Source organism: Massilia sp. YIM B02763 (assembly GCF_030412015.1).
Taxonomy (GTDB): Bacteria; Pseudomonadota; Gammaproteobacteria; order Burkholderiales; family Burkholderiaceae_D; genus Telluria.
The window spans coordinates 1-11,289 of sequence record NZ_JASNRD010000046.1; the positions used below are offsets into that span (position 1 = coordinate 1).

General features: G+C 66.9%; 10 protein-coding genes. 1 reads left to right on the top strand and 9 read right to left on the bottom strand.

Annotated features, from left to right (window positions below; genetic code table 11):
* Nucleotides 1–111: 111 nt before the first annotated feature.
* Genes QPK32_RS26280 through QPK32_RS26320 form a run of 9 tightly spaced genes read right to left on the bottom strand, consistent with a single transcriptional unit; the run spans nucleotide 112 to nucleotide 10,090 of the window.
* Nucleotides 112–1,266 (bottom strand): Gfo/Idh/MocA family protein, encoded by a 1,155-nt coding sequence (locus QPK32_RS26280; RefSeq protein WP_290415731.1) that lies wholly within the window; start codon nucleotides 1,264–1,266, stop codon nucleotides 112–114.
* 29 nt (nucleotides 1,267–1,295) lie between these two features.
* Nucleotides 1,296–2,351 carry a sugar phosphate isomerase/epimerase gene (locus tag QPK32_RS26285; protein ID WP_290415732.1) on the bottom strand — a complete coding sequence of 352 codons (1,056 nt, stop codon included), beginning with the start codon at nucleotides 2,349–2,351 and terminating at the stop codon, nucleotides 1,296–1,298.
* A gap of 19 nt (nucleotides 2,352–2,370) precedes the next feature.
* A complete protein-coding gene (locus QPK32_RS26290; protein ID WP_290415733.1) occupies nucleotides 2,371–3,333 on the bottom strand; it encodes a substrate-binding domain-containing protein in 963 nt (320 codons plus the stop codon).
* Nucleotides 3,334–3,373: 40 nt separating this feature from the next.
* Nucleotides 3,374–4,405 carry an ABC transporter permease gene (locus QPK32_RS26295; protein ID WP_290415734.1) on the bottom strand — a complete coding sequence of 344 codons (1,032 nt, stop codon included), beginning with the start codon at nucleotides 4,403–4,405 and terminating at the stop codon, nucleotides 3,374–3,376.
* Nucleotides 4,389–5,891 (bottom strand): sugar ABC transporter ATP-binding protein, encoded by a 1,503-nt coding sequence (locus tag QPK32_RS26300; protein ID WP_290415735.1) that lies wholly within the window; start codon nucleotides 5,889–5,891, stop codon nucleotides 4,389–4,391. Before QPK32_RS26300 ends, QPK32_RS26295 begins: the two co-directional genes overlap by 17 nt.
* 13 nt (nucleotides 5,892–5,904) lie before the next feature.
* The gene (locus QPK32_RS26305; RefSeq protein WP_290415736.1) at nucleotides 5,905–6,756 is read right to left on the bottom strand and encodes a sugar phosphate isomerase/epimerase; all 852 of its coding nucleotides are present in this window, start codon (nucleotides 6,754–6,756) and stop codon (nucleotides 5,905–5,907) included.
* Between the two features lie 28 nt (nucleotides 6,757–6,784).
* The gene (locus QPK32_RS26310; protein WP_290415737.1) at nucleotides 6,785–8,524 is read right to left on the bottom strand and encodes a GMC oxidoreductase; all 1,740 of its coding nucleotides are present in this window, start codon (nucleotides 8,522–8,524) and stop codon (nucleotides 6,785–6,787) included.
* A gap of 16 nt (nucleotides 8,525–8,540) precedes the next feature.
* A complete protein-coding gene (locus tag QPK32_RS26315) occupies nucleotides 8,541–9,179 on the bottom strand; it encodes a gluconate 2-dehydrogenase subunit 3 family protein (protein ID WP_290415738.1) in 639 nt (212 codons plus the stop codon).
* A 44-nt stretch (nucleotides 9,180–9,223) separates the two neighbouring features.
* Entirely contained in the window at nucleotides 9,224–10,090 is an 867-nt protein-coding gene (locus QPK32_RS26320; protein ID WP_290415739.1) for an AraC family transcriptional regulator, read from the bottom strand.
* Between the two features lie 252 nt (nucleotides 10,091–10,342).
* On the opposite strand from QPK32_RS26320, the gene QPK32_RS26325 reads away from it, so the two are divergent.
* Nucleotides 10,343–11,176 (top strand): DUF1080 domain-containing protein, encoded by an 834-nt coding sequence (locus QPK32_RS26325; protein WP_290415740.1) that lies wholly within the window; start codon nucleotides 10,343–10,345, stop codon nucleotides 11,174–11,176.
* Nucleotides 11,177–11,289 lie beyond the last annotated feature (113 nt).

Below are 11,289 nucleotides of genomic sequence, written 5' to 3' on the forward strand. Positions count from 1 at the left end.
CAGTGTGAAAGTAGGTTATCGTCAGGCTAGTTATATGAAAAGCCCCACCAGGTGATCCTGGTGGGGCTTTTTGCTTTGGGGCGCTCGAATCGTCTCGAACGAAACGACTATCTAGACCCCCAATCCGACCCAGCGCGACCCGGCCGCATGGCTGGCCAGCACGGCGTCGATGAACTTCATCCCTGCCACGCCATCCGCCACCGTCGGCAGCGGCAGGCTAGCCTCGGGCAGCGGCTGCCCCGCATCGATCGCATGGATCTGCGCGGCCGCATCCCGGTACAGCTGGGCGAACGCTTCCAGATAACCTTCCGGATGGCCGCTGGGCACACGTGTGGCGTGAGCCGCCGCCGCTCCCTGCACGCGGCCGCGCGTGAGGCGCTGCGCCACCCCGCCCTGGGGCGTGAGCCACAGCTCGTTCGGGTTCTCCTGGTCGAAGGACAGGCTCGCCTTCGTGCCGAACACGCGCAGCTTGAGCGCGTTCTCGCAGCCCGTCGCCATCTGGCTCGACCACAGCATGCCGCGTGCGCCGTTCGGGTAGCGCAGCATCACCTGTACATGGTCGTCCAGCGTGCGGTCCGGCGTGAACGCGTGCAGTTCGGCCAGGAGTTCGTTCGGCTGCACGCCGCTGACGAAACCCGCGAGCTGGAACGCATGGGTGCCGATGTCGCTCGTGCAGCCGGTGGGGCCCGCGCGCCGCGGATCGTTGTGCCAGTTGGTCGCCTGGAACGCCGGGTCCTGGTTCGTCGTCTCGGCCATCCAGTCCTGCGCATACTCCACGTGCACCAGGCGGATGTCGCCGATCGCGCCCGAGGCGACGAGTTCGCGCGCATGCCGCACCATCGGATAGCCCGTGTAGGTGTGGGTGAGCGCGAACACGCGGTGCTGCCGGCGCGCGAGCGCTGCCAGCGCTTCCCCTTCGGCCAGCGAGATCCCGAGCGGCTTGTCGCAGATGACGTGGATGCCCGCCTCGAGGAAGGCGGTGGCCACCGGCGCATGCAGGTGGTTGGGCGTGACGATCGCGACGACGTCGATGCCGTCCTCGCGGGCCGCCTCCATGCGTGCCATCTCCCGGTAGTCCGTGTAGCTGCGCGCCGGATCCAGGCGGATCGCGGCGCCGCTGTGCCGTGCGCGTTCCGGATCGCTCGACAGGGCGCCCGCCACCACCTCGTAGCAATCGTCCAGCCGCGCGGCGATGCGGTGCACCGCGCCGATGAAGGCGCCGTCGCCACCGCCCACCATGCCCAGGCGCAGCCGGCGTTTCTGCATTGCCGCCGCTGTACCTGCTCCAATCGCCGTCATGCCGGGATCCCCATCAGCCGGCGCACCTGCTCGCGATCCGCGCCGCTGCCGGCGAAGTCGTCGAACGCGCGTTCCGCCACGCGGATGATGTGGCGGCGGATGAAGTCCGCGCCTTCGCGCGCGCCGTCCTCCGGATGCTTGAGGGCGCACTCCCATTCCAGCACGGCCCAGCCGGCGTAGTCGTACTGCGCCATCTTCGAGAAGATGGCGGAGAAGTCGACCTGGCCGTCGCCCAGCGAGCGGAAGCGCCCGGCGCGCTCCAGCCAGCCGCCGTAGCCGCCGTACACGCCCTGGCGTCCGTTCGGCCGGAACTCGGCATCCTTCACGTGGAAGGCCTTGATGCGCTCGTGGTAGATGTCGATGAAGGCGAGGTAGTCGAGCTGCTGCAGCACGAAGTGGCTCGGGTCGTACAGGATGTTCGCGCGCCGGTGGCCGCCAACGGCATCGAGGAAGCGCTCGAAGGTCACGCCGTCGTGCAGGTCCTCGCCCGGATGCAGCTCGTAGCAGACGTCCACGCCGGCGTCGTCGAAGACGTCGAGGATCGGACGCCAGCGCCGGCCCAGTTCGGAGAACGCCTCTTCCACCAGCCCGGCCGGCCGCTGCGGCCACGGGTAGACATAGGGCCAGGCAAGGGCGCCGGAAAAGCTCGCGTGCGTGACGAGTCCCAGGCGCCGCGACGCCTGCGCCGCCGCCTTGACCTGCTCGACGGCCCAGGCCTGGCGCGCCTGCGGATTGCCGCGCACGTGCGGCGCCGCGAAACCGTCGAACAGCTGGTCGTAGGCCGGATGCACGGCCACCAGCTGGCCCTGCAGGTGGGTCGACAGTTCGGTAATCTGCAGGCCGTGCTCGGCCAGCAGGCCCTTGATGTCGTCGCAATAGGTCTGGCTCCCGGCCGCCACGTCCAGGTCGAACAGGCGCTTGTCGGTCGGCAGCTGGATGCCTTCGTAGCCCAGGCCGCGCGCCCAGCCGGCCAGGTGGGCGAGCGTGTCGAAAGGCGCTTCCTGGCCCATGAACTGGGCGAGGAAGATCGCCGGTCCCTTGATGGTCTTCATGCTGGTCCTCGTCGGTCGGTCAGTAGGGCGAATCGGGGAAATAGAACTGCTTGCCGTTCTCGCGCGTGATCAGCACCGACGGCACGATCGTCTTGGCCGGCAGGGCCTGGCCCTTCAGGCGCGCGTTCGCCGTCATCTTGATGGCGTCGTAGATGAACTTGGGCGAGTAGGACACGTCGGCCTGCACCAGCTTGTCGCCGTCGAGGATCTTCTTGATCGCGAACTTGGCGCCGGCGCCGCCGAACACTTCCTTGATGTCGGTACGCCTGGCCTGTTCGATCGCCTTCAGCACGCCCACGGCCATGTCGTCGTCGGCCGCCCACACGGCATCGATCTGCTTGAAGCGGGTCAGGTAGTCCTGCATGACCTTGAAGGCATCGTCGCGGTTCCAGTTGCCGTACTTCGCATCCAGCACCTTGATGTTCGGGTACTTCCTGATCTCCTCGTTGAAGGCGTTGGTGCGCTCGTTGTCGATGGTGCTCGGCATGCCGCGCAGGACGACGATATTGCCCTTGCCGTTCAGGCGCTTGGCCAGGTACTCGGCCGGCAGGCGGCCGAAGGCCGTGTTGTCGCCCGCCACATAGGCATTCTGGGCCGCGGGGTTGGTCAGGCCGCGGTCCACCACCGTCACGTAGACGCCCTTGTTCTTCACCTGCGCGGCCGGCTGGGTGAGCGAACTCGATTCCAGCGGCAGCAGCACCAGCGCGTTCATCTTGTTCACCACCAGCAGGTCCTGCACCTGGTTGGCCTGCTCGGGCGTGCTGGCCGCCGTCTTGACGATGACCTTCAGCGTCGGGTTGGCCGCTTCCAGCTCGCGCTTGGCCTGGTTGGCCCACCAGACGATGCCGCCGGTGAAGCCGTGGGTGGCCGTCGGAATGGACACGCCGAGCGTGACTTTTTCGGCGGCGATGGCCTGGCCGGCGCCGAACGCGAGGGCGCAGGCGGCGGCGAGGCAGGTCAGTAATTGGTTCGATGAGCGCATGTGGATTCCTGTTCAAATAATCGAATCAAATAATCGAACGTCAGCGGCGGCCGCGCTGCAGGTACGCGACGGCGATGATCACCACGCCTTGCACGGCGGGATTCAGGTGCACGCTGATGATGCTGGTGAGGTTGAGGATGTTGCCGATCACGGACAGCAGGATCGCGCCGACCACGGTGCCCATGACGCGGCCGGCGCCGCCGCGCAGCGACGTGCCGCCGACGACCACCGCGGCGATCGCCTCCAGCTCCCACAGGATGCCGGTGGTCGGCGTGGCCGAGCCCAGGCGCGGCACGTAGAGAATGGTGGCGATGGCCACGCACACGCCCAGCAGCAGGTAAGTAAGTACTTTGACGCGGTCGACGCGGATCGCCGCGTAGCGCGCCACCTGTTCGTTCGAACCGATGGCCTGCACGTGCTGGCCGTAGGCCGTGCGGTTCAGGACCACGGCGCCGGCGATCGCCACGAAGGCGAACACCCATACCGGAACCGGCACGCCCAGCACGCTCTGGTAGTACACCGGGCCATAGGCTTCGGACAGGGCGAAATCGAGGTTCAGCGCGCCGCCGTCCGCCAGCCAGGTCAGCACCGCGCGGAACAGGCCCAGCGTGCCCAGCGTGACGATGAACGGTTCGATGCGTCCGCGCGAGACGAGCAGGCCGTGGGCGATGCCGAACACGGCGCCGAAGGCCAGCGCCAGCGCGATGCCGAGCGCGATGATCACGGGCGCGGACGGCGGATGGGCGCCGGCGGCCAGCGCGTTCATCGCGACGATCATGGTGCCGGCGATGAGCGCCGCCATCGAGCCCACCGACAGGTCGATGCCGCCGGAAACGATCACGAAGGTCATGCCGACGGCGATGATGCCAATGAAGGCCGTGCGCGTCAGCACGTTCATCATGTTGTCGAACGTGGCGAAGTCCGGGTTGAGCAGGCCGCCGGCGATGCACAGCAGGACCAGCGCGACGACCGGTCCGAGGCCTTTCAGCCGGCGCAGGCCCGAGAAGGACCCCGCCGCCCTGGGATCGCGGTCGGTAGCGGGCTTGGTGCCGGACTCAGTGGCTGGTTTCATGGTGGGTGTCGGTTGCATGCGCGATCAGGTTTTCTTCGGTAAGTTGGTCGGGGCCGAGCACGGCCTGCAGGCGTCCGCCGTGCAGTACCGCCACGCGGTGGGCGAGGCCGATCAGTTCGATCAGCTCGGACGAGATGACGACCACCGCGCGGCCTTCGCGCGCCAGCTGGTGGATGAGCGCATAGATGTCGCGCTTGGCGCCGACGTCCACGCCGCGGGTCGGCTCGTCCAGCACGACCACGCGCGGATCGGAATGCAGGTACTTGGCCAGCGCCAGCTTCTGCTGGTTGCCGCCGGACAGCGAGCGCGCCGCGCAGTCCGGGTCGCGCAGGCGGATGCCGAAATCCACGATGGCCCGGTCGAGCGCCCGGCGCCCGGCCTCGAGGTCCAGCCAGGGACGGGCGTCGCGCTCGAGCGTCATCATGGTGAGGTTCTCGCGCAGGCCCAGGTCGACGTGCAGTCCCTTGCCCTTGCGGTCCTCGCTCAGGTAGGTCAGGCCCAGGCGCATGGCGTCGCGCGGGTTGCGGATGGCGGCCGGGCGTCCATCGATCTCGATGCGTCCAGCGTTGCGCGGCCGCAGCCCGAGGATGGCTTCGAAGGCTTCCGTGCGGCCGGCGCCCACGAGCCCCGCGAAGCCGAGGATCTCGCCGGCGCGCACCTCGAAGTGCAGGTCCTCGATCCAGCCGGGGACGTGCAGGTCCGCCACGCGCAGCAGCACGGGCGCATCGGCGGAGACGAAGGCCTTGGGCTGGAACATGTCGGACACGTCGCGGCCCACCATCAGGTTGGCCATCTGCTGGCGGTTGACGTCCGCCGTCCGCGCGCGCGTGACGAACTTCCCGTCGCGCATGACGACGACTTCGTCCGTGTGCGCTTCCATCTCGTCGAGCTTGTGCGAGATGTAGACGATGGTGGCGCCCTCCGCCTTCAGGCGCGCCATCAGGGCGAACAGCGTGCGGGTTTCGCCCGGCGACAGGCTGGCGGTCGGCTCGTCCATGATCAGCAGGCGCGCCTTGCGCGACAGCGCCTTGGCGATTTCGACCAGCTGCTTTTCGGCGACGATGAGGTCGGCGACGCGCGTGTCCGGATCGGCGGCCAGGCCCACCTGCGCCAGGCAGGCGGCGGCCTCGCGTGCCATGGCGCGGCGGTCGAGCAAGCCGGCGCGGGTGGTTTCGTGGCCGAGGAAGATGTTCTGGGCGATGCTCAGGTGCTCGGCCAGGTTGAATTCCTGGTGGATGAGGGCGATGCCGAGCGCTTGCGCGTCGCGCGCATCGGCAAACCGGCGCTCGACGCCGTCGACCACGAGCCGGCCCCCGCTGGGGCGCTCGTAGCCGGCCAGGATCTTCATCAGGGTCGACTTGCCGGCGCCGTTCTCGCCCAGCAGGCCGACGACGCGCCCGGGTTCGAGCGCGAAGTCGACCCCGTGCAGCACGCGCACCGGGCCGAAGTCCTTGACGATGTGGTCGAAGCGGACGGACAGGCTCATGGTCGGAACGGCGTCACTTCGCCGCGGGATCGGCGAGGACGGCCCGCAGGCCCTTCATCGAGGCGGCGACCGTCTCCAGCTGGCCCATCCCGTTCGGGTACTCTTCCTGCTCGATGATGATCCAGTCGGTGCCGCCGACCTGGCGCACGGCGCGCGTCAGCGCCACCCAGTCGGTCTTGTCCTGGCCGATGATCGGCACGCCGCCGGCGGCAGGCGCGCCCTCGGCCAGCTTGGCCTTGAAGTGGGTGGTGCGGGTGCGGCCCGGATAGGTCTTCACGTAGGCCACCGGATCCTTGCCGGCGAAGGTCGTCCAGCCCACGTCCTGCTGCATGACGGTTGCCCTGGGCGTGCCGCGCGCGATGACGTCCCAGGGCGTGCTGCCGACCGCGCCGCGCATTTCCTGGGCATGGTTGTGGTAGCCGATGGTCATGCCCTTGGCGGCCAGCTTGCCGGAGAGGGCCGTCAGCTCCTTGCTCATCTGCGCGCTCTGCTCGGTGCTGGCGCCGCGCTTGTCCATCGAGATGACGAGGTTCGTGCAGCCCAGCGTCCTGTAGAACGCCGTGGTGGCATCGAACTTGTCGGCGGCGAGCGCGTCGAAATGCATGTGGGCGCCGGCGCATTGCAGGTGCGTCTTGTCCATGAACGCCTTCAGGCCCGCAGCGTTGTCCTTGTAGGGGCCGAACTCGCCGGCGAATTCCACGCCCTGGAAGCCCAGGCCCGCGATCTTCGTCAGCGTGCCTTCGAAGTCCTGCTTGATCTCGTCCTTGACGGACCACAGTTGCAGGCCGATGCGCGGGCTGGTCTCGGCATGCGCCGCGCCGGCGGCGAGGAGGGCGGCGGCAATAGCCAGGCTGGTTTTGTTCATGATGTCCTTGTTGTCGATGTCGTTTCGTTCAGATGCGGCCGGCCTTCATTTCGTCCACCGCATAGGCCGAGGCGCGCGCGGTCAGGGCCATGAAGGTCAGCGACGGGTTCTGCCAGGCGCCCGAGGCCATCGAGGCGCCGTCGGTGACGAACAGGTTGGGCACGTCGTGGGCCTGGTTGAAGCCGTTCAGCACGGAGGTCTTCGGGTCGCGTCCCATGCGCGCCGTGCCCATCTCGTGGATCGCCAGGCCGGGCGGATACTCCTCCGCCGTCGCGATGGTCTTGCGCACGTCCTTCACGCCCAGGTATTCGAGGATGTTGGCGGCGGTGTCGGCCATGTCCTCGCGCATCTTGCGGTCGTTGTCGCAATGGCTCGCATCGATGTGCAGCAGCGGCATGCCCCATTTGTCCTTCCTGGTCGGGTGCAGGCTGACGGCATTCTCGAAGCGCGGCAGCATCTCGCCCTGGCCGTGCAGGCCGAAGCGCCAGGGGCCGGGCTTCCTGATCATGGCCTTGTACTCCTTGCCGAAGCCCGGTTTGCCGGCCGCGGCCTGCCAGCCTTCGCGCGCGGCGCCGCCGGCCAGCGCATAGCCGCGCGTGAACAGCGGGTGCTTGTCGACGACGTTGCGAAAGCGCGGGATGTAGGCCCCGGTCGGACGGCGGCCCTGGTAGTACTCGTTCTCGAAACCTTCGACGCGGCCGTCGGCGCCGGCGGCCCACAGGTGGTCCGTCAGATAGTGGCCGAGCACGCCGGACGAGTTGGCGAGACCGGTCGGGAAGGCGCTCGACGTGGAGTTCAGCAGGATCGCGGTGGACGCCAGCGTCGAGGCGCACAGCATCACGACCCTGGCGTGGTACTCGCGCGTCTCCATCGTTTCCGCATCGATCACGCGCACGCCGGTGGCGCGGTTGGTCTTCGGATCGTAGATCACGCTATGCACGATGCTGTTGGTGGCGATGCGCAGGCGCCCCGTCTTCAGCGCCGCCGGCAGCGTCGAGCTCTGGGTCGAGAAGTAGGCGCCGAACGAGCAGCCGCGCGCGCACTGGCTGCGCGCCTGGCACTGGACGCGGCCCTGTTCCAGGTGCGCCGCGGTGGCGCGGTTCAGGTTGGCGGTGCGGCCCATGATCATGCGCGCCGGCGCGTACCTGGCATCGAACTTCTGCTTGAACGCCAGTTCGACCGCGTTGAATTCGAAGGGCGGCAGGAATTCGCCGTCCGGCAGCACGGCCAGTCCTTCCTTGCTGCCGCTGATGCCCGCATGGCGCTCGACGTGGCTGTACCACGGCGCCAGGTCGGCATAGCGGATCGGCCAGTCGTTGCCGTGGCCGTCCTTCAGGTTGGCCTCGAAATCCAGGTCGCTCCAGCGGTAGGACTGGCGCGCCCACATCAGCGATTTGCCGCCCAGCTGGTTGCCGCGGATCCAGCTGAACGGGCGGTCTGCCGGCGTCGAATAGGGCATGTCGCGGTCGTTGTTGAAGAACTGCTGCGTGTGCTCGTCGAAGGCGTAGCACTGGCGCTGGATGGCGTACTGCTCCTGTGCCACCTGCGCGTCGACCTTGCCGCGGTTCGGCATCGTCCACGGATCGCGGTTTTCGCCGATGTAGCCGACGCCATGCTCGACCGGGCGGCCGCGCTCGACCATCAGCGTCTTCAGCCCGCGTTCCGTGAGTTCCTTGGCGGCCCAGCCGCCGGTGATGCCGGAGCCGACGACGATGGCGTCGAAGCGTTCCGGGGTGGTCTTGATGATGAAGGACGAAAGAGGTTCCATGTAAGCGGGCCTTTGTTCAGATTGCCCACGTGTGGGTGGCGCTGGTGACTTTCAGGTGGCCGATGAAGCCGCCCGGTACCGGCAGGTAGGCCAGCTCGCGCGAGGCGCCCGCTTCCGAGGTGTAGTAGGCAAACGCGACATACCCTTTCAGCTGGCGGAAGAAGCGTTGGTCGCCGGCATGGAAGGGCGCCGCGCCGCTGTCGATGGCGCGCAGCAGCGCCGCCTGGCGCGGCGGGGACAGTGCCGCGAACGGCTTGCCGTCGCTTTCCCGGGCCACCGCGTCGATGCGCGCCAGGCCGGTCCGGAACGCGCCCTGCGCGGGCTGCAGCGCGCACACGGCCAGCAGGTGGTCGACGGTGCGATGCGCCTCCACCGCCAGCGCGCCCGGCGTGTCGGTCTGCGGAATGATCAATTCGGCCAGCACCCCGGTCAGGGCCAGCTCGTCGGGGGACAGGTATTCGGGGCGGGCGGCCTTGGTTGTGGCCTCGGTTGCGGCCTGAGTCGCAGACTTGGTTGCAGCCGCGAGGACGTCGCTGCCCAGCGCGAAGTCGCTCAATGCCAGGCCGCAGAAGGCGGCCAGCCGCGCCAGGGTCTGGCGCCGTGCACCGTCGGGCTCTCGCGGCCCGTGATCGGTGCGGTGTTCAAGGTGTGACATGCCTCTCCTCCAAGAAAGACGACGACAACAAGAGCGATAAAGCGTCAGGCCGGGATGCGGGCCGCGTGGCGCCTGGCGCCGGCCCGCCCTGCCGCCAGCGACAGCAGGTATTGTTTTGGTGTGATCCCGACGACGCTGCGGAACTGCTTGGTGAAATAACTCTGGCCGCCGAAGCCCGTCTCCGCGGCCACGCGGGCAATGCTGCCGGCGGTCGGCAGCATCCTGCATGCCTCGTGCACTTTCATGTGCAGGATGTATTGCTTGGGCGTGAGCGAGAAATGCTGCTTGAACTTGCGCTCGAACGTCGACAGCGACATGCAGGACAGCTTCGCCAGGTGGTCGATGCTGATGTGTTCCATCAGGTGCGCCTGCAGGTATTCGATGCAGGCCTTGAATTCGTGGAACGGGGCGATGGTGTCCTGCGAACGCCGGGCATCGCGCGAAAACCCTTCGATGCCGACGATGTCGCCGTGCCGGTCGCGGATCGGCGCCTTGGTCGTGAACAGCCAGGTGAGCTCGCCCTTGCCGCTGTCGATGACCTCGAGCTTGTTCTTGACCGTGAAACCGGTGTGGATCACCGCCAGGTCGTCGGCCCGGATGCGGTCGGCGATGTCGCGGCGGAAGAAATCGTGGTCGGTCTTGCCGATGATGTCGCTCACGCCCGCCAGGTCGTGCTGCTCCTGCAGCAGGCGGTTACCCCAGACGAACTGGCCGGCCGTGTTCTTCGCAAAGTAATAGGTGTCGGACAGGGTGTCGAACAGGGTACTCGGTGTCGAGATGCCGTGTTCCGTAAAGAAATTGGTACATTCTTTATAAGGCAGGGCCGGCGTGCGCGTGCATGGGCCATCCTTGCGGTCCGGGTCCGGACCATGGGCGACGACCATGCCTCTGCCGATGATCAGTGTGCTCATCCTGCTGTGTCTCCGTCTCGGTGACGGGAACTCTGAAAACATCGTCTTCGGTTCCCTTGTGCGTTGATCTTAGCATTTGGAAAAGTTTGGACATGTCAGAAAATCGGAAAAATTTATAACGAAATCGGCAAGGTGATCGATGTTGATAGCGCTCACAAGATGAGCATGCTAGATTGGCCGCGCCTGTCTTGACAGGCGTTCAGGCGGCTCCCGCGGCCGCTGTCCAGAACAAGAAACTATAAGGAGATACCGATGATTCGCTTTCGCACGCTTGCCCGCGTGGGCGTATTGGGCGCCGTGCTGGCGCTGTCCGCGCCGTCGCAAGCTGCCGACAATGGCTGGACGCCACTCTTCAACGGCAAGGACCTGTCGGGGTGGACGACCTGGCTGAGCATGCAACCGCCGGTCGACAACATGAAGGTGCCGACGTCGACGCGTGGCGCGAATACGGACCCGCGCAAGGTGTTCACGGTCGTGGATGGCACGCTGCGCATCTCGGGCGAGGAGTGGGGCGCCATGTCGACCGTCGGCGAGTACGATCATTTCCACCTCAAGTTCGACATGAAGTGGGGCACGAAGAAATGGGCGCCGCGCCTGGAGACCCCACGCGACAGCGGCATCCTGTATTACGCGGTCGGCAGGCCGGATGCGCAGGACGGCAACTGGATGCGCAGCCACGAGTTCCAGCTCAAGGAAGACGAGTGCGGCGATTACTACAGCCTGGACGGCGTGATGGTCGATGCCCATGCAAGCGATACGAAGCTCGGCAACTGGAAGTTCCAGCGCTACGATCCCGCGCAGCCCATCCATGCCAATATCGCCGGACGCATCGAGAAGCTGGGCAACTACGAAAAGCCGGTGGGCGAGTGGAATACGATGGAGATCATCGCCGACGGCAAGACGATCATCCACGTCGTCAACGGCCACGAAGTCCTGCGTGCAGAAAACTCGCGCCAATCCGTCGACGGCAAGGCCGTGCCGCTGACGCGCGGGAAATTCTCGATCCAGACAGAAGGGGCTGAGGTGTTCTTCCGCGATATCCAGGTCAAACGCCTGAGCGGACCAGCCAGCGCCGAAGCGTTCTGACGGTCGCAGCGCGTTTCGATGCCTCTTGCATGACAGGGGGCATCTTTGCTATAGTTCTGCTCCTCCGACGCAGACGCAGCTTCACGGCAGCGAAAGCGGAAGAAAACGAGGGG